Origin of the sequence: Flavitalea plasmicola, from assembly GCF_030546645.1 — a bacterium.
GTDB lineage: Bacteria > Bacteroidota > Bacteroidia > Chitinophagales > Chitinophagaceae > Puia.
In genome coordinates, this window is the sequence record NZ_JAUOTO010000006.1 from 445,210 (window position 1) to 462,818 (window position 17,609).

A 17,609-nucleotide genomic window follows, 5' to 3' on the forward strand; every position below is an offset into this window, starting at 1 on the left:
ATTCATGAAGTCATTACCCGTATTGCTGCTGCTGGCCCTTTTTACAGGGCCGGCAGCTTTTCCCCAATTGCTGAGTACAGTTCCGGCCTTTCCGGCAGATACGGGCACCATTACGATCACCGTTGACTGCTCAAAAGGCAACAAGGGCCTGTTCAATTATGCCACTACGGGTGATGTTTACGTTCATACGGGGGTGATCACCGACCAAAGTACCAGCCAGTCTGACTGGAAATACGTAAAATTCAACCAGAACTTCAATCAGCCGAATCCAGCGCTGGCTGCCACTTATCTCGGCAACAACAAGTATTCCTTCACTATCCCAGGGATAAGGGCTTACTACGGTGTTCCCGCAGGAGAGAAAATCATCCGCATAGCCATCCTTTTCCGTAATGGCAATGGCAGCCTGGTCCAGCGCAATATGGATAATAGCGACATGTATGTGCAGGTGTACGACGACAATCTTGCGGCACGGTTTGCCCTGCCTCCTTTTCAGCCTAAGTATACGCCTGTGCCGGAAACCCTGGACAAAAAAGTGGGAGATGCGCTGACGGTCAGCTATATTTCGAACAAAGCCGCAACCCTCACCCTCTACTTCAACGGACTACAGGTGGCCACGACCGCCGGCGTCGATACGCTGAACTATTCCCTGAACATCACCGCAACGGGCAATCAGCAGGTGATTGCCGTGGCCAATGATGGCAGCGCTTCCCGCACCGACACGATCAACTTTTTCGTCATAGGCCCGGTGAACGTCGTACCTATCCCGGCAGGATTGAAAGAAGGGATCAATTATCCGCCAGGTGATACCACTGCCATTCTTGTGCTATACGCCCCGTATAAGAGCAGGATCATCGTTACGGGCGATTTCAATAACTGGACACTGCAGACGGACTACCTGATGAACAGGACGCCGGATAGCAATTTCTACTGGCTGACCATACACGGCCTGACGCCTGGTACCGAATACGCCTACCAATATGTGGTGGACGACACGATCACGGTGGCGGACTACAATGCGGAGAAGATCCTGGACAAGAATGTCGATCCCGGAATTTCCTCCGCCATCTATCCGAATCTGAAAACTTTCCCATCCAAGGCTGCAGGTAGCCTCGCAAGCATCCTCCGCACTGCGGCACCAGCGTATACCTGGCAGGTTCCGGATTTTCAGCGTCCGGACAAAAAAGGGCTGGTAATCTACGAGCTCCTGGTGAGGGACTTTATTGCACCTTCCGGCTGGCAAGCTCTGAGAGACACGCTGGGCTATCTCAAGCGCCTGGGTGTAAACGCCATCGAAGTGATGCCATTCACCAACTTTGAAGGCGGCAACAGCTGGGGTTATAACCCTAATTTCTATTTCGCCCCGGATAAAGTATATGGCACGGAGGCTGCCCTGAAGCAATTCATCGATGCCTGCCATCAGCAGGGCATGGCCGTGATCATGGACATGGTATTGAATCATTCTTTCGGGAGTTCGCCCATGGTGCAGCTGTATTTCGATAATTCAAAAGGCGTCCCTGCGGCCAATAGCCCCTGGTTCAACCAATATCCTACCCATGCTTTCAATGTGGGCTATCAGTTCAACCATGAGTCGGCAGCGACAAAAACCTTTACGCAACGCGTGCTCAGCTATTGGATGAATAACTATCACATTGATGGCTACAGGTTTGACCTGGCCAAAGGCTTTACACAGCGGCGCACCTGCGATGCCACAGGCAACAACTGTGACGTAAACGCCTGGGGCGCCTATGATGCCAGCCGGGTAGCTATCTGGGATACAATCTACAATCAATTACAGGCCGTCTCTCCAGGAAGCTATTGTATCCTGGAAATGTTTGCCGACAACAGCGAAGAAAAGGCAGAGGCCGATTATGGCATGATGCTTTGGGGCAATATGAATGACAACTTCAGCCAGGCTGCGATGGGCTATGCCACACCTTCGCCCGGCGGCGGAACCTGGGACCTCAGTGGCGGCGTCTATACCAATCTTGGCTGGGATCAGCCCGGCCGCATCGTTTACCAGGAAAGCCATGATGAGGAGCGGCTGATGTACAAGAATGAACAGTACGGCAACAGCAACGGCACGTATAATATAAAGACAGTTGCCACCGGCCTGCAGCGGAACGCGCTGGCCGCCACATTCTGGGCGCTGCTCCCTGGACCAAAAATGCTGTGGGAGTTTGGCGAGCTGGGGTATGACTACTCCATCAACACCTGCGGCAATGGCACCGTGAATGCAAGCTGTCGCACGGATGCAAAACCCTCGGCCTGGCCTTACCTGCAGGATACATCGCGGGTAAAGCTGCGGAATGTCTACGCCGTCATGCTGAAGCTGCGGACTACCTATCCTAAGCTGGCGTTGCCCACGACTTTCAATGCCAGCCTCTCGGGTGCGGTAAAGACCTTGATAGCCGTCACGGATAGCCTCAGTGTGGCAGCGATCGGAAATTTCGATGTCATCTCTTCCAGTGGAGCGCTGAACTTTCCCGCAGCCGGTACCTGGTTCAATTATTTCACTGGCGAGCCTTTCAGTGCCACCGGCGCTAACCAGTCTTTTACGCTTTCTCCAGGTGAATATCGGGTCTTCGTCAGTAAAAACCTGACGGGAACAGTGACGGCAACCAATGATGTCAGGTATTCACGCAATCCTTTCGGAATAAAAATATATCCCAATCCGGTGAGTAATGGCAATGGAACAATAGAATTCGAGTTGCCTGCATATGGAAAGACATCTCTTTCCGTGCTGAACCTGGCGGGCCAGACCCTGGCAACAGCAGAACTGGGCGCGCAGCCGGCAGGTAATCATAGCCTCCTTCTGTATCAACTGCCCCTGGGTATCGCCGCCCTGGCAGACGGCTTTTATGTATTGCGGGTTGTCAGTGGGCGCCAGTGCTCGCAGGCGCCCTTCCTTCGGAGAAAATAGAACTTCCTTAAACCACATCTTTCTGATGATCGATGATGAACTGGATGATCTCCTCCAATGGGGTATCGATACGGCCGATGGCGTCATTGATATCATCGCGGCTGACCTGCGCGGCGAAGGATGGGGTCTTCAGCTTCTTTAAAATGCTTTTTACATCCATGCCTTCATAACGGGTAGGCCGCATGAGGGTAGCAGCATGGATGAAGCCCGACAGCTCATCGAAGACATAGATCATTTTATCCATCGTGTTATTGGGTTCAACACCGAAATAACGCGGCCCATGGGATGCGATGCAATGGATCACTTCCGCATCGACGCCAAGCTCTTCCAGCTTTTCAATGATCATTCGGCAATGTGCTTCCGGGTATTTTTCCCAATCGGCGTCATGGAGAAGTCCTGCCAGCTCCCATTTACGTGCCGTTAGTTCATCGGCCCCTTCCTTCTCCAACGCCCATGCTTTCATGACGGCGCTCACCTGCTTCATATGCAGCCGCAGCCGCTCGTTCGGCACCCATTCATTGAGCAGGGCAATGGCTTCTTCCTGGGATAACAGCTTACCTTCGTTAGCCGGGTCGCCAAAGCTACTGCGGCCCAATGCGAGAATAGTAGAGGACATGAGCGGTCTTTTAGGCAATTTAGTGCAACGGTCCGGACGAAAAAAATGTCAGGAAAGAAAACCCTTCCCCATGCGGCCTTTCCTTTTTATCTCCGCCTGTCTCGTCATCCTGCTGACCACCTCCTGTGGAAAAAGCTCCCTCCATTCCCCGGTTGTAGGCAACTGGAAACAAGTGTTTTATCCGTATGGTGCACCTGTAATCCCTACTCCACCTACCATTCAATCCTCCTTCCTTACCCTGCGTAGTGATCGTACTTTCGAGAGCAGAATTGGGAATACAGTAATACAGGATGGAACCTACCATGTCGGGCATACATCGAATCCTTCGCAGGATATCCTTTATTTATCCGACGACCCTTACGGGTTCCGGATCAGCTTTAGCAAAGACACGTTGAAGCTGGCCTATCTCGGGATTACCACAGGGTTCTTTCTGGATAGAATATATGTGAGGAATTGAGCCCATTACGAGGCTCCGCCTGGATAAACCCGTCAATTACCCATTTTCTGCGGCAGCATTTAAATTTGCCGTCAAAAATTTTATTGTAAACCAATCACTTACAGCCACCCCTCTAAAAAAACACCCCTTTTTCTTTGGAACATCGCTTCCATTCGTCCTACCTTTGCACTCCTTTGAAAAGCGGAAAACCCTCCGCTGGCAAAAGGTCCATTTAATGTTGTCGGGATAGCGACAGCTTCATGTAAAAAAACAAGACAATGAGCAAATTACATTTCACCACCAAGCATGCGAACGAGGCTACCGTTAAACGCGACTGGTATATCGTGGACGGTACTAATCAAACCGTAGGACGCGTGTGTTCCAAGATCGCCGCCGTATTACGGGGCAAGAACAAAGCTTATTACACCCCTCACGTTGATTGCGGAGACTTCATCATCTTCATCAACGCCGACAAGGTGGTCTTCTCCGGCGACAAGCTCGAAGACAAGATCTACATTAACTTTTCCGGCTACCCCGGTGGCAAAAAAGAAGAATCTGCCAAGAGCCTTCTGAAACGCCGTCCCGAAGCTGTGATCGAAAGGGCCGTCAAAGGCATGCTCCCCAAAAACCGCCTGGGTCGCAAGATGTATAAGAAATTATTCGTGTATGCCGGTGCTCAGCATCCGCATACTGCACAGCAACCCAAAACATTAACCTTCTAATTTTTCAGATAAATGGAAAAGCAAAAAAATGCAGTTGGTCGCCGTAAAGAGGCTGTAACCCGCGTGTTCCTTAGCAAGGGTGAGGGCAAGATCACGATCAATGACAAGGACTATAAACAATATTTCTCCCTGGTTTACCTGCAAAATCAGGTAGAGCTTCCCCTGAAGACCGTTGAGCTGACCGATAAATACGACGTGAAGATCAACGCAGCCGGCGGAGGCATGAAAGGACAAGCAGAAGCCTGCAAGCTGGGTATCGCACGCGCCCTCCTGGAAGTCAACGCTGAGTTTCGCCCGGCCCTTAAAGCCGCGGGCCTTCTGCGCCGTGACCCAAGGTCTGTGGAGCGTAAGAAACCTGGCCGTAAGAAAGCAAGAAGAAGCTACCAGTTCAGCAAACGTTAACAACAGCTTCAAGCTGTCGGCTTCAAGCTACAAGCCGGCGGTTTGGACGACAATATTCATATATAGTTTCGCTTGCAGCTTGTAGCTTGAAGCTTGCAGCTAAAAAAAATAAAATGGAAAATAACACTTCATTACAACAGCAACTCCTTGAAGCCGGTGTCCACTTCGGTCACCTGCGTAAGAAGTGGAACCCCAAGATGCTGCCTTACATTTTTGCTGAAAAGAAAGGTATTCACATCATCGATCTCAACAAGACGACAGAAAGCCTTCAGGAAGCTGCCGCAGCCTTGAAGCAGATCGCCAAGAGCGGTAAGAAGATCATGTTCGTAGGGACGAAGAAGCAGGCCAAAGAGATCGTTACCGAATCTGCAAAAAAAGTCAATATGCCCTTCGTCACCGAACGCTGGCTGGGTGGTATGCTGACAAACTTCAATACGGTGCGTAAGAGCGTTAAGAAAATGCAAAGCATCGAGAAAATGCTGAGCGACGGAACTTTCGACAGCATCACGAAGAAAGAACGCCTCACGCTGGCCCGCGACAAGGATAAGATGGAAAAAGTGTTGGGTGGTATCGCTCAGCTGGGACGTGTTCCGGCCGCTCTTTTCATCGTCGACATCGGTCACGAGCACATCGCGCTGGCTGAAGCCAAACGCCTGGGTATTTCCACCTTTGGCATGGTTGACACCAACTGCGATCCCAATAAAGTGGATTTCGCTATCCCTTCCAATGACGACGCTACCAAATCCATCGCCATCATCGTAGGTTATGTCACCGCCGCCATCGCCGACGGCCTGGCTGAAAGACAAGCAGCGAAGGAAGAAGATGTAGAAGATGCAGGCAGCGATGAGAATGAAAAGAAAGCAGCCCGCCTCCAGGCCGAAGCAGAGAATGAAGCTGCCCGCGCCCGTGGCGAAAAAGTGAAAGGAAGCAGCCAGCCTAAACGCAGGATCCCGAATTCCGGGCCCCGTCGCGGCACAGGCGCTCCCCGCTAAGCTGGAAAATCATATTATCAATATATCAAATCATACAACATGTCTACTGCAACTATAACAGCAGCCGATATCAATAAGCTGCGCCAGACAACGGGCGCCGGCATGATGGATTGCCGTAAGGCGCTGGTGGAAAGCGATGGCGATTTCGAAAAAGCCATCGATTACCTGCGCAAAAAAGGACAGAAGGTTGCCGCCCTGCGCAGTGACCGCGAAGCGAAAGAAGGCGTTATCATCGCTACTACTACTCCTGACAACAAGACAGGCTTCATCGTTACCCTCGCCTGCGAAACAGACTTCGTAGCGAAGAACGCTGATTTCATTGCTTTCGCACAAAGCATTGTAGCCGTCGCCCTTAAGAATAACGTAAAAAGCCTGGATGAGCTGCTCGCCGCCCAGCTGGATGGAGCCGCTGTCGCCGATAAGATTAACGACCAGGTCGCTAAGATCGGTGAGAAAGTTCAGCTCACCCGTTTTGAAAGAGTGGATGCTGACGGAGTAGCCGCCTATATCCACGGTTCATACCGCATGGGCGTGCTGGTAGGCCTTACAAAAGATACACCCGCCGTCCTCGAAGCCGGTAGGGATCTCGCTATGCAGATCGCAGCAATGAACCCCGTCGCAGTCGATCCGGACAGCGTTCCCGCCGAAGTCGTATCAAGGGAAAAAGCCATCGTTACCGAGCAGATCAAGAATGATCCTAAAATGGCTGGCAAGCCCGACGAAATGATCGAGAAGATCGCCGTTGGCAAGCTGAACGCTTTCTTCAAAGAAAATACCCTTACCGCACAGCCTTTCGTAAAGGATGCAGGAAAGACGGTTGGAGATTATCTGAAGAGCGTTGATGCTGGCGTTAAGGTGACCCAGTTTAAGAGAGTACAGCTCGGTTAAGCCCCGATAAATAAGTATAGAATTAGAGGGAGCGTAAGCTCCCTTTAATTTATATTTGCGCAATTAATTAAGAATAATCCGACATGGTGCCTAAGTACAAGCGAGTTCTGCTGAAATTATCCGGTGAAGCATTGATGGGAGATAAAAGCTTTGGATTTGACAACGCCGTCATCGCCCATTATGCAAAAGATATTAAAAGCATTGTCGAGCTGGGGGTACAGGTGGCCATAGTGATCGGAGGAGGTAATATCTATCGCGGGATGAATGAGGCCGAAACGGGGATTGAAAGGGCCCATGGCGATTATATGGGAATGCTCGCCACCGTGATCAATGGAATGGCCTTGCAGGCAGGCCTGGAAAAGATAGGCGTATATACCCGGCTGCAAAGTGCCATCAAAATGGAGCAGATCGCAGAGCCATATATCCGCAGAAGGGCTATCCGGCACGTAGAAAAAGGCCGTGTTGTTATTTTCGGTGCAGGCACAGGCAACCCTTACTTCACGACCGATACGGCCGGCTCACTGCGTGCGATCGAGATCAACGCGGAGGTCATCCTGAAAGGCACCCGCGTAGACGGTATCTATACTGCCGATCCGGAAAAAGATCCGACAGCCACAAAATATAATACGCTCACTTTTCAGGAGTGTATCTCGCAGAATCTAAGGGTAATGGACATGACTGCCTTCACCCTTTGTATGGAAAATCAGCTGCCGATCATCGTCTTTGATATGAACAAGCCCGGAAACCTGCTCCGCGTTGTGCGCGGCGAAAAAGTGGGCACCTTAGTAAAAGGTTGATAGTGTGCTGCTTGCGCAGAACTTGCGAAACATTTGCATATCTGGCTAAAGCATAGTAATTTAAAGGCTTAGTCCCACCTCACACGGTGGTTTTTTCTCGCTTCCCTCTCTTGTTGTCGTCGATACTCCCTTGAAAAACGACCGTAGTTTTTTATTCATTCATCCCTGAAAGCCATATCTATATGCTTTGTAATTAACACCCTCCGAACCGTTATGAACACCTTAAACGATCTGAACATTATTCTGGGATTTCAGCTGACCATGGGCCTGCCTGAGATCATCATCTGTGAGCTGGGAGCCCTTATCCTTGGCTTCACCATTCATTTTTTCTGGAATTCCAAAAAAAGTCTCCGCATTAACGACCCCAATCAGTCTACCGGCATCAGCGAAAATGATAACTGGAAGCTGAAGTACTACAACGACATGGATATGCAGGAGCGGGCACAGCAGCAATTGCGCGAAAAGCTCAATCAGGGACAGGAAACCGAGCAGATCCTCACTATCGAGCTGGAAGAAGCCCGCAAAGAAATTGAGTCCATGCGCAGGGAACTGGAGGAGACACGCACCGAGCTGGATGACGCACAATACCGGGTTTCCAAGGTCACTGAGCAACAGCAGCAGGCAGCAGCTTCCGCAGCCATCGTCGCAGCAGAACCGACCAATGCCTATCTCTCTCAACTAAAGGCTGCCCAGGAAAAGCTGGTGGAGCACAACAATAGCATTTCACGCCTGCTGGAACAAACACAGCTGCTGAGCGAAGCCGAGAAGAGGATCATGGACCTGCAGCTTCGGAATGAAGAGCTGGTCGAAGAATTGCGCCAGTCCGGGCAATTGATGATGGAAAAGGAAAGCGAGATCAATTATCTCCGTCACCAGAAAAAGCTGGCGGAAGAAATGAGTCTCCGCCTGGACAAGGCCTATGAGGAATACAATGGGCTCCAGGAGAAGCTGCACAAACTGCAGGCCTACCTCACGCAGCCTTTTAAGGGAGGCTCAGATTACGACGAACTGAAAGAATCTTATTTCAAGCTGGGCAAAGAGCACGATGAGATGAAGCTGCGCCACATCTCCCTCCGGGAGGAGAATCAGCGCCTCACCCGCATTCTGGCCGACACGGAAGAAAAATTGAAAGAAGCTAATTTCCAGCGCCAGCAATTCCAGAAAAGAGCGGTCTTCCTTGAAGAGCTGAACCATGACCTTCAGGAGATCTCCGAACATAATAAGAGGATCGAAAGCCAGCTGCGCCGTGTTAGCGATATGGAGACCATGCTTGCCAGGATCACAGGGTCCACAGGTGATGAGATGCCCAATAAGTAAAGAGTGTCCCTCTTTCCCTTGAATTGACTTATTTTTGCGATGTTATGTCAAACAATATCGCTGATATACGAAAGGACTACAAGCTGCAATCCCTTTCTGAGAGCGATGCCCTGCCGGATCCTTTCGCACTATTTGAGAAATGGTGGAAAGAGGCGCTGGAAGCAGGCATCGATGAAGTAAATGCCATGACCCTTGCTACTGCCTCGGCCGACGGCATGCCGGATGCTCGCATCGTTCTGCTGAAAGGCTTCGATCCCAAGGGGTTTACCTTCTTCACTAATTATGACAGTGTAAAAGGCGCGCAATTACTGGAAAATCCACGGGCGAGCCTTGTCTTTTTCTGGAAGGAGCTGGAAAGGCAGGTGCGTATCAGTGGGCTGGCAGTAATGGTAAGCGAGGCGGAAAGTGAAGAATATTTCAACAGCCGGCCGGAGAACAGCCGGATAGGAGCCTGGGCATCACCACAAAGTCAACCCATAGCAAGTCGTGAATGGCTGGAAGAAAATGAAAGAAAGATGCGGCAGCAATTCTCCGATGGAGTGATCAAAAGACCGCCGAATTGGGGTGGCTACCGCGTCAGACCCACACACATTGAATTCTGGCAGGGCAGGCCCAACAGGCTACACGATAGGCTCCTATATAGCCTGCAAATAAAAGGTGACTGGAAGATCCAGCGATTAGCGCCATAGTACGCGCAATTGGACTAAATTTCTTTAAAGTCCAATTGCACGCATTAAATAGGCTACTTGCTTTCTTTTTTCGCCGGCGCCGATTTCTTGGCTGGCTTGGCAGGACGGCTCTTGCCGAATGAAGCCTTGAAGATCTTTCCTTTTTTGGTTTTTTTATCTCCTCTTCCCATATTATATTGTTGTTTTTAGATTACTTTTCTTTCCCGGGCCTCCGGCCCAAACTATAAAAAGCCCCGGTACCTGCGCTGAATGCCTGGTATCGGAGCTTCAGGACGCTCTCGCATCCAATAAACTCTTGCTGGGTGCAGCCAAAAGTGGACCGTAAGTCCACTAAAATTATAATTTAGCAGACAGCTCTTTACCTGCCTTGAACTTAGCTACTTTCTTGGCCTTGATCTTGATAACAGCACCAGTCTGAGGATTGCGTCCGTTACGGGCGGCTCTCTTGGATACAGAAAAAGTACCGAAGCCTACCAGTGTAACTTTACCGCCGCCTTTCAGCGTTTTGGTAACTGCTTCAACAAAAGAATCCAGGGAAGAGTTTGCCTGAGTTTTTGTAATGCCAGCATCATCGGCAATCTTTGCAATTAATTCAGCTTTGTTCATAGTGTAATATTTTTTTAATTAGCTCCAACAAATATACCCGCTTTTTGAATCCGACAAAATTTTTTTAACCCTTTGGAAAATGGTACAAGTCCTCTCTAAACCGCGTGGGACAAGGATTAGACGCTATTCTACTTCGTAGATTTCCTATGGCGAACTTACGCTCACCGGCCGAAAACCTTGTCAGCACTATGTTTCACGACTGGCGGCTGAAATCCTTCACTGGCAAGGATTTGAAAAGAATTTACGACAATTTATATTTCAGCAAAGTTATTTTAATTCTTTTCCACAATTACTGCACAGCTAGGTGTCGCCCAATTCTGAAGACATCAAAGTCCGAAACGCTATAAACGCATCCCCCCACTGCTGCCACGAAACCCTTTGCAGCTCCGGCGCAAACTCGATCATGAATTGCCTGTACCGCTCAAGGGAGGTGGTGAAATATTGAATGATATAAGTAGGGCCTTCTTCCTCATCCTGCTCCAGTAGCCGGAAAAACCGGTGATCATCGAAAAGCCCCGTCGCCATATGAGCGGAAATATGTGATGACTGCTGCCACGCCAGCCACTTGTCCAGGATGCTCCACCGGACCTTGTAAGTGACATTATAAACGATCATTTGTATCCTCCTTTTGATGATTCCCCGGAATAGCTTTCAACATTCTAAAGCTTAAAAAGATCAATAAGACCAGGACAATTGAAAGAATGATCCAGAGGAGGACGCCGCTACCGCTCTTATTCTCCTCTGGCAACGCAGTTGGTTTAACGACAGCCTGCAGCGCGCCCGGAAGGATCTCTCCAGGCTCCCGGCGCATACTGTCTACAAAATATTTAAGGTCATATGCCGGCGCATTCGCCTGCACATTGCCCGCCAGCAGCCGGTATTCCGTTCCTGGCTGAAGCCAGACCAGCAGATACCGCTCCAGTTGACTGGTCACGATATTGTTGACTACTAGGGGCGCATTGTCCTCATTGTCGATGTCCAGGATCAATACGCGTGTTTTGAATGACGGCACCAGGAAAGTATGATGAATGGGGTCGATATCCAGGCTCACGGAAGAATAAGGATCGTCCTTGCTGAAGATCCGGGACTTTCTTTTGTACAGACGCGGACCTATTACTTCCAGCTCCAGCTTGTCTGTCAGGTAAGGCTCTTCATACGTCAGCGTCACATACGAATGATGATCACTGCTGTCCTTCTGTGATATTTGTGGCGCGGGGGTCATCCGGTAACTACCATTGGCAACATGCTTGGTGGCAATACCCGCCCGGAGGATGTTCACAGGCAGCGCGCCCTTTTCTTCCTGGATGATCTTAAAATAATGGTAGCTGCTGGCGGGGAAGTCGATCCTTTGAATAAAATATTCCGCGCTGTCAGTATTTGAAGGCTCCCATAAAAAATGCTCTTTAATGACATACCATTTCTGCCTGTCATCACTGCCGCTTAAAGTAAAATTACGCCTGACGGTGAAATTATGGACATACAGCAACAACGAATGGATGGGGCCGGAAGACCAGTTGGCGATCTGTACATCGTTTGAACTGTCCGCCCCGGCTTTGGCCGGAAGAATGGGAAACTCTTTAAAGCTTTCGCCGGTCTGGATGGGCAGGTCGCTTCGTAAAACATACGGCGTATACCGGCCATGAGCGTCGCGGATCCGAAGATCCGCCAGGTCCCGTTTGCACCTGGCAATGGCATCAGGGGTGAGAATGACCTTATAAAAACCCGCCTGGCCGACAGTATCCAGCGGCACTTCATAAGCGAAAAAGTCCTGCGCTTTTCCCAGGAGGAAAAACAGCAACATGCCGGATAGCAACAGGCACTTAAGCAGTCTTTTTCTCTTCATCCTCGATAATGATTTTTTTTAACCTTTGATACATAAAGCTGACCACCAGTAGGATGACACCCAGGCAGAAGAATGCTGCGATCTTACCCGCGACAGGAATATTTTGAATATCGAACAGGAAAAGCTTTAACAACGTGACGGAGAACAGGGCCAGCGAGATGATACGCAGCGGCTTGAACTTATGCCGCATACCCAGCCACATGAAAATAAAGGAGCTCAATCCCCATAGGATGGGCAGCCCCGTTTTGACATAGACAGTGCCGATCCTGTCAAAAGAAAGGGACTTGCTGTAAAAAACAGCGTTGACCAGTAATCCCACTTCTGCGCTGAGAAAGATGATGATGAATATACAGATCAGCCAGCTGAAGGCCTTCGGGGACAATGCTTCCAACATACCCTTCCTCCACCAGGCGATACACCGGTGGATCATCATAGCCACCAGCAACGCGGTGACCCAGTGCGCCATGAAATGAGCTTGCAGTCCCGGTGTTGCCAGCGCTGTTTGTATGGAAAATATGTCAGGGATATTTGCCAGGTAGGTAGCAAGACTGAAGATCAGCAGACCCATGGCAAATAGGGGATTGTCGAACCACCGGCGCCGGTCCATGATATAGGTCACGCAAAAAGACCATAAGAACCCATACAACAACAGGTATAACGTGGAGATCCGGGTCTCCGGGTAGAAAAATTCGAATTGATGGTCGATCTCCAGGGCGCCACCGATGAACAGGAGCAGGCTGGCTACGATCACCATAGCATTGAGGATCATTCCGGCAGTACCTGCCTTCCTCCGCATGAAGAACAATGCATAGGTGCATGCCCCAGCATACAGCGTAGTTATCAGGCCTTTGTTGAAGACAACAGGTAGCGGCCGTTTGTCAAGCCTTATAATATAAACAGCACCCCAATCCATCACCAGGCTCACCAACATGGCCGCCCATACTACAAGGGATGCCCATTCTATGATGCGGATCCCCGACTTGCGGGCAAGCCAGTATAAAAGCACAGACTCGGAGGCCCAGAACAACGTGATATAGTGGCCGTGCAGCTGAATGGGAGCGGTAAGGGAAATAAAGGTCAACGTAATGCCGATCAGCAGGTATAGGACATTGCTGTCCACTTTTTTCTTGCGGAACAGGAAATAAGAGGTTACCAGGTTAAACACAGCCATGGACGCGCTGAACAACCCCTGGTATTTCGTTAGGCCCATGGCGGCCAACAGGTACAGCCCCGCAGCGAAATACAAACAGGTATTGGCCAGCAGAATGCCAAAATCCGAAGCGATGAATTTTTTGTTCTCCCGTATATTATGAGCAATATTGATGATAAAGAAAAGAATGTAAAAGGATGTGGCAAACAATAAAGCGCCTCCATAAGTGGACGGCGTATCCTGCCCTTCCGGCAAGGTCGCCAGCCAGCTCGCGAACAGGATGGCCGTAAAGCCGAAAGCCAGCACGTTCAGGAGCCGCCAGGCTTTGCGATAGGCCATGACCAGCAGACCTGTGTTAAGTATGAGCAGATAGCTGAAGAGTACTTTGTAATTACCGCTGCCATTGCTCACCAGGAAAGGCGTGACAAAGCCACCCACCAGCGCGATGATGGCCAGCTCCTGGCGGTCATATAAAAGCGAAAGGATCACCGCAAATGCGGTGATGACCAGCATGATGACAAAGGATGCAGACTGACTGAAAAGCCCATACTGGTGATAGGCCAGCGCGATCGAAAAATACAGCACTGCCAGTCCTCCGCCTACCAATACTGAGCTGAATGCCTTGTAGCTGTTGCGGAGAAAGTGGGCGATACCTATCAGGATGCCGCCGCAAAGTACACCGATACCCACACGGCCTACCGGACCTATCCACTCATTGTCAATGGCATATTTCACGAAGAACCCGATGGCCAGGACCAGGACCCCGATCCCTATCTTGCTCACCAGGTTCTCCCCGATGAACTTTTCCAGGTCGGGATGTCTTTCGAAAAATCCTGGTTTCTCAACTGGAGGGGGACTTTTTCTAACAGCGCCTGAAGAAGTCGTCGGCTGGAAAACATGCGGCCTGGTCACCTCTGCGCCGGGCTGAATTTCCGACGCCGGCACTGGCCTCCTGATTGCTGCAGGAACAAACGGTTCCGACTCTTCCGGACTGGCCACCGGACCATCAGCCTTGTCCCGCCTCGCTTCCGCAGGCCTCTGCGCTGTTGCAGCGGGCCCCTTCTCTGCCTGCGTAGGCCTCGTCATCACTTCCACCGGCCTCTTCTCCACCTCCACCGCCCGGGGCGCCGCCTCCAGATCCTTTCTCAACCGGGCGATCTCCCGCTCCAGATTCCCAATCCTCTCCAGGGCACGGCCCCTGAAAGAGGCGATCAATATGATGAGTACGATGAAAAGTAATATGACGAGTATTTCCATGCCCGGAGGGTTAGCCGATAAAGATAAACGGCATAATTGGTAAATGGAAGCCCCCGGTACTTATTTTGTCTCCAGCTCAAGGTATACAGGGCAATGGTCGCTTTGCCTGACATCCGGATAGATCTCCGCGCGGAGGAGATTTTGACCAAGCGCTGTGGTGACATTGATATAGTCTATCCGCCAGCCTTTATTTTCCAGCCGCACCGAGGGGAAACGCTGGCTCCACCAGGTGTATTGGTGAGGTGCGGGATTCAGCTGACGGAAAGTATCCACCCAGCCGCTGCCCATGAACTTATCCATCCAGGCTCGTTCTTCAGGAAGAAAACCAGAGGACTTTTTATTGCCTTTTGGATCGTGGATATCGATGTCCCTGTGGGCGATGTTATAATCCCCGCACAACACCAGTTTGGGATATTTTTGCTTCAGCGTTTCAAGGTAGGCGTGGAATTCATCCAGCCAGGCGTACTTGTATACCTGCCTTTCATCTCCCGTCGTGCCAGAAGGGAAATAGGCATTGATGATGCGTATGTCCCCAAGGTCTATTTGCAGTACTCGCCCCTCGTCGTCGCTGACCTTATGGCCCGTGCCATATTCCACATGATCCGGCACCCGCCTGGTAAAGATGGCAACGCCGCTGTATCCCTTTTTCTGGGCGGAAAACCAGTAGTCATGGTATCCCAGGTCCGTAAAAGCTTTGTGGTTCACATTGTCGCGGTGTGCCTTTGTCTCCTGGATACAAACAACGTCGGCAGGGTCGGTTTTGAGCCAGTCGATCAGGCCCTTGTTCATTGCGGCGCGGATGCCATTAACATTGTAACTGACAATTCGTAATGATGACATAACAACGTTTACTTTAAATTTGTGTCTTCGATTGGGGCCTAAGGTCTTACTCTTAGACACCGCAAGGTACTAAACCGCATTATACCAGCATGGAAAATTTAGACAGGATCATACCGGCCAAAGACGCAAAATTTTTGGAAGGCCCTAAGAGCAGAGGATATGAGTTGAAATTTGCCTGGAAGGTCTTCAGGGAATTCATCAAAGGGTTCCGCACGCTGCATTTCGTCGGACCCTGCGTCACCGTATTTGGCTCGGCCCGGTTCAAGGACGACCACCCGCATTATGAGTCGGCCCGGGAGATGGGACGCCAGATTGCCGCCCTGGGCCTTACTACCATGACGGGCGGGGGACCAGGCACTATGGAGGCTGCCAACCGGGGCGCTTTCGAGCAGGGGGGACGCTCGGTAGGATGTAATATCAAGCTCCCATTCGAACAAAAACCTAATCCTTACGTGCAAACCAGCATCACCTTCGAACATTTTTTTGTACGCAAAGTGATGCTGGTGAAATACTCCTATGCCTTTGTCATCATGCCCGGCGGCTTTGGGACCATGGACGAGTTTTTCGAGACGCTGACACTCATCCAGACCAAAACCCTGGTGCAGTTTCCCATAGTCCTTTTCGGCGCGGCATATTACCGGGAGCTTTGGGAATATATGGAATACATGGCCGCACAGGGCACCGTTTCCAAAGAGGACCTTTCCCTGGTGCTGCTCACCGACAGCATCGCCGAAGCCACGGCCCACATCGACACCTTTATAAAGAAGAATTATCGCTTTACCCCGCGCAAGCGCAAATGGTGGTTGTTTGAAAAATACCAGAAGTATAAGACTGCCTAGCCCTTGCTATGATGCGCCACGGGCAGAATGCTCAACAACGGCATACCCTGCTTACTATAGTCGAATTGATATATTCCTTCGTCTGCAGTGACGAGCAAATGCTTGTTGGACGCGATCACGTCGTAGGCGTTTGATAGGATGATCGTTTTCAGGTACTGCAGCTGGCCGGGATTGTTTGCCCTGAACACTTTTACGCCCGGCCCGTCACATACGAACAAAAGATCACCGTCCTTGCTTAGCCCCATTGGCTTGCTCATTGTATAGGCCTTCACCAGCGCGGGACTTTTCAGGTCCTTCACATCCAGTACGTTCAGCTCATTGGAAGCCCCTCCGCACATGCCGCCGCTATGCAGCGTGACATAAGCATAATCCCCGTCAGTTATCACTGGGTCACAGGCGCGTCCGTGTGCAAATGTTCCTTCGGCAACGGGATTGTCCGGGCTGCTGACATCATAAATATAAACGCCCGAAGATGAACCGAGGAATAGCTTGTCCTGGAAAGGGAAAACGGTCTCCAGGTCAAAACCCGCCATTATCTTCGGTCCCGCGGATGGCTGATCCGCATTATCCAGGTCGATGATCTGCAGGCTATGACTCTCGGCCAGGGCATACAGGTGGTCCTTAAGCAGGACTATTTTTGCCATGGAGCCGGCCAATCCCGATGACTTGGAGGAAGCGAAAGCCATCGGGACAAGGTCCACCCCGGGTAGGGTGCACCAATAACAGGAGCCATTGCGGGGAGGTGTGTCACTATACTTTTTTGTCCAGCCGGTAATGACGCTGTCCCTGGGCATCCCGTAGCCATTCACATACGCCCGCATGACAAATAAATGCTCCAGCTGACGGGTGACCTTTACATGGCTCAGGTCCGAAATATCGACGGCCAGCAGCGCGTCATACATGTCAGCATAGAGTGTATTGCCTCTTACGACAATGTCCTGGTTGCCGGGGATAGAAAGAAAGGCGACCTGCACGGGATGAGACGGGTTCGTATTGTCGAACACATGTATGCCCTTGTCGACGTCGCTGAGAAAGATATAGTTGCCATTGATATAGACCTTGCCGGCAGAATCGATGCCTTCGGTGGGATTGCCATTGATGCGAGCCAGCGCATCCGCCCTGGACGTATAGATCGGCTCATAAAATGTATAGTGCTTTGCGCCGTTGCTCTTGTCGCATCCGGATAGGGGCAGGAGGAAAAGCGCTCCCGCAAGAAGGGGAAGCAGGAGTTCGTGAACCTTCGGTTTCATATCAGGCTTTTCCACGTGACATAGAAAAAGCGTCCCTTCGTTGCA

18 protein-coding genes are annotated in these 17,609 nt (G+C 50.8%); 10 read left to right on the forward strand and 8 right to left on the reverse strand.

All coding sequences use genetic code 11. The features are described from left to right. Window positions 1-4 precede the first annotated feature (4 nt). Window positions 5-2,920 (forward strand): alpha-amylase family glycosyl hydrolase, encoded by a 2,916-nt coding sequence (locus Q4E93_RS23550; protein WP_303589500.1) that lies wholly within the window; start codon window positions 5-7, stop codon window positions 2,918-2,920. 7 nt (window positions 2,921-2,927) lie between these two features. Here the strand turns inward: Q4E93_RS23550 and Q4E93_RS23555 are convergent, their stop codons facing one another. Beyond that, on the reverse strand, window positions 2,928-3,536 hold the full coding sequence (locus tag Q4E93_RS23555; RefSeq protein WP_303589502.1) for a hydrolase: 609 nt from the start codon (window positions 3,534-3,536) through the stop codon (window positions 2,928-2,930). 70 nt (window positions 3,537-3,606) lie between these two features. Here Q4E93_RS23555 and Q4E93_RS23560 point away from each other — a divergent pair, with 70 nt between their 5' ends. The 8 genes from Q4E93_RS23560 (at window position 3,607) to pdxH (ending at window position 9,779) form a co-directional block, all read left to right on the forward strand. Beyond that, window positions 3,607-3,993, forward strand: a complete 387-nt coding sequence (locus tag Q4E93_RS23560; RefSeq protein WP_303589503.1) for a hypothetical protein — start codon at window positions 3,607-3,609, stop codon at window positions 3,991-3,993. Between the two features lie 257 nt (window positions 3,994-4,250). Next, window positions 4,251-4,694: a 50S ribosomal protein L13 gene (gene rplM / locus Q4E93_RS23565; protein ID WP_303589505.1), complete on the forward strand. Its 444-nt coding sequence runs from the start codon at window positions 4,251-4,253 to the stop codon at window positions 4,692-4,694. Between the two features lie 12 nt (window positions 4,695-4,706). Further along, window positions 4,707-5,096 (forward strand): 30S ribosomal protein S9, encoded by a 390-nt coding sequence (gene rpsI / locus Q4E93_RS23570; protein WP_303589507.1) that lies wholly within the window; start codon window positions 4,707-4,709, stop codon window positions 5,094-5,096. Between the two features lie 113 nt (window positions 5,097-5,209). Beyond that, a complete protein-coding gene (rpsB, locus tag Q4E93_RS23575; RefSeq protein WP_303589508.1) occupies window positions 5,210-6,088 on the forward strand; it encodes a 30S ribosomal protein S2 in 879 nt (292 codons plus the stop codon). 39 nt (window positions 6,089-6,127) lie between these two features. Beyond that, window positions 6,128-6,976, forward strand: coding sequence for a translation elongation factor Ts (gene tsf / locus Q4E93_RS23580; protein ID WP_303589510.1), 849 nt, complete (start codon window positions 6,128-6,130; stop codon window positions 6,974-6,976). Window positions 6,977-7,059: 83 nt separating this feature from the next. Continuing rightward, entirely contained in the window at window positions 7,060-7,773 is a 714-nt protein-coding gene (pyrH, locus tag Q4E93_RS23585; RefSeq protein WP_303589512.1) for a UMP kinase, read from the forward strand. A gap of 213 nt (window positions 7,774-7,986) precedes the next feature. Then, on the forward strand, window positions 7,987-9,090 hold the full coding sequence (locus tag Q4E93_RS23590; RefSeq protein ID WP_303589514.1) for a coiled-coil domain-containing protein: 1,104 nt from the start codon (window positions 7,987-7,989) through the stop codon (window positions 9,088-9,090). Window positions 9,091-9,134: 44 nt separating this feature from the next. Beyond that, window positions 9,135-9,779, forward strand: coding sequence for a pyridoxamine 5'-phosphate oxidase (gene pdxH / locus Q4E93_RS23595; RefSeq protein WP_303589516.1), 645 nt, complete (start codon window positions 9,135-9,137; stop codon window positions 9,777-9,779). 53 nt (window positions 9,780-9,832) lie between these two features. Here pdxH and Q4E93_RS23600 read toward each other — a convergent pair whose 3' ends face one another. The 6 genes from Q4E93_RS23600 to Q4E93_RS23625 all read right to left on the reverse strand — a co-directional run bounded on the left by Q4E93_RS23600 (window position 9,833) and on the right by Q4E93_RS23625 (window position 15,475). Further along, on the reverse strand, window positions 9,833-9,949 hold the full coding sequence (locus Q4E93_RS23600) for a 30S ribosomal protein THX (protein ID WP_303589518.1): 117 nt from the start codon (window positions 9,947-9,949) through the stop codon (window positions 9,833-9,835). Between the two features lie 166 nt (window positions 9,950-10,115). Then, entirely contained in the window at window positions 10,116-10,385 is a 270-nt protein-coding gene (locus tag Q4E93_RS23605) for an HU family DNA-binding protein (RefSeq protein ID WP_303589520.1), read from the reverse strand. Between the two features lie 300 nt (window positions 10,386-10,685). Continuing rightward, complete coding sequence (locus tag Q4E93_RS23610) at window positions 10,686-11,000, reverse strand: DUF4286 family protein (protein WP_303589522.1); 315 nt, start codon at window positions 10,998-11,000, stop codon at window positions 10,686-10,688. Then, the gene (locus tag Q4E93_RS23615; protein ID WP_303589524.1) at window positions 10,987-12,228 is read right to left on the reverse strand and encodes a hypothetical protein; all 1,242 of its coding nucleotides are present in this window, start codon (window positions 12,226-12,228) and stop codon (window positions 10,987-10,989) included. Before Q4E93_RS23615 ends, Q4E93_RS23610 begins: the two co-directional genes overlap by 14 nt. After that, window positions 12,206-14,635: a DUF2339 domain-containing protein gene (locus tag Q4E93_RS23620; protein ID WP_303589526.1), complete on the reverse strand. Its 2,430-nt coding sequence runs from the start codon at window positions 14,633-14,635 to the stop codon at window positions 12,206-12,208. Before Q4E93_RS23620 ends, Q4E93_RS23615 begins: the two co-directional genes overlap by 23 nt. A gap of 60 nt (window positions 14,636-14,695) precedes the next feature. Next, window positions 14,696-15,475, reverse strand: a complete 780-nt coding sequence (locus Q4E93_RS23625) for an exodeoxyribonuclease III (RefSeq protein WP_303589528.1) — start codon at window positions 15,473-15,475, stop codon at window positions 14,696-14,698. 89 nt (window positions 15,476-15,564) lie between these two features. Between Q4E93_RS23625 and Q4E93_RS23630 the strand changes: the two genes are divergently transcribed. Further along, window positions 15,565-16,314: an LOG family protein gene (locus tag Q4E93_RS23630; RefSeq protein ID WP_303589529.1), complete on the forward strand. Its 750-nt coding sequence runs from the start codon at window positions 15,565-15,567 to the stop codon at window positions 16,312-16,314. Here the strand turns inward: Q4E93_RS23630 and Q4E93_RS23635 are convergent. Beyond that, entirely contained in the window at window positions 16,311-17,564 is a 1,254-nt protein-coding gene (locus tag Q4E93_RS23635; RefSeq protein WP_303589530.1) for an LVIVD repeat-containing protein, read from the reverse strand. The two genes, Q4E93_RS23630 and Q4E93_RS23635, sit on opposite strands and share 4 nt — an antisense overlap. Window positions 17,565-17,609 lie beyond the last annotated feature (45 nt).

Bases quoted from the DNA above. Each gene is read 5' to 3' on its own strand.
- Q4E93_RS23550 (WP_303589500.1), top strand. From the start codon at position 5: ATGAAGTCATTACCCGTATTGCTGCTGCTGGCCCTTTTTACAGGGCCG.
- Q4E93_RS23555 (WP_303589502.1), bottom strand. From the start codon at position 3,536: ATGTCCTCTACTATTCTCGCATTGGGCCGCAGTAGCTTTGGCGACCCG.
- Q4E93_RS23560 (WP_303589503.1), top strand. From the start codon at position 3,607: ATGCGGCCTTTCCTTTTTATCTCCGCCTGTCTCGTCATCCTGCTGACC.
- rplM (WP_303589505.1), top strand. From the start codon at position 4,251: ATGAGCAAATTACATTTCACCACCAAGCATGCGAACGAGGCTACCGTT.
- rpsI (WP_303589507.1), top strand. From the start codon at position 4,707: ATGGAAAAGCAAAAAAATGCAGTTGGTCGCCGTAAAGAGGCTGTAACC.
- rpsB (WP_303589508.1), top strand. From the start codon at position 5,210: ATGGAAAATAACACTTCATTACAACAGCAACTCCTTGAAGCCGGTGTC.
- tsf (WP_303589510.1), top strand. From the start codon at position 6,128: ATGTCTACTGCAACTATAACAGCAGCCGATATCAATAAGCTGCGCCAG.
- pyrH (WP_303589512.1), top strand. From the start codon at position 7,060: ATGGTGCCTAAGTACAAGCGAGTTCTGCTGAAATTATCCGGTGAAGCA.
- Q4E93_RS23590 (WP_303589514.1), top strand. From the start codon at position 7,987: ATGAACACCTTAAACGATCTGAACATTATTCTGGGATTTCAGCTGACC.
- pdxH (WP_303589516.1), top strand. From the start codon at position 9,135: ATGTCAAACAATATCGCTGATATACGAAAGGACTACAAGCTGCAATCC.
- Q4E93_RS23600 (WP_303589518.1), bottom strand. From the start codon at position 9,949: ATGGGAAGAGGAGATAAAAAAACCAAAAAAGGAAAGATCTTCAAGGCT.
- Q4E93_RS23605 (WP_303589520.1), bottom strand. From the start codon at position 10,385: ATGAACAAAGCTGAATTAATTGCAAAGATTGCCGATGATGCTGGCATT.
- Q4E93_RS23610 (WP_303589522.1), bottom strand. From the start codon at position 11,000: ATGATCGTTTATAATGTCACTTACAAGGTCCGGTGGAGCATCCTGGAC.
- Q4E93_RS23615 (WP_303589524.1), bottom strand. From the start codon at position 12,228: ATGAAGAGAAAAAGACTGCTTAAGTGCCTGTTGCTATCCGGCATGTTG.
- Q4E93_RS23620 (WP_303589526.1), bottom strand. From the start codon at position 14,635: ATGGAAATACTCGTCATATTACTTTTCATCGTACTCATCATATTGATC.
- Q4E93_RS23625 (WP_303589528.1), bottom strand. From the start codon at position 15,475: ATGTCATCATTACGAATTGTCAGTTACAATGTTAATGGCATCCGCGCC.
- Q4E93_RS23630 (WP_303589529.1), top strand. From the start codon at position 15,565: ATGGAAAATTTAGACAGGATCATACCGGCCAAAGACGCAAAATTTTTG.
- Q4E93_RS23635 (WP_303589530.1), bottom strand. From the start codon at position 17,564: ATGAAACCGAAGGTTCACGAACTCCTGCTTCCCCTTCTTGCGGGAGCG.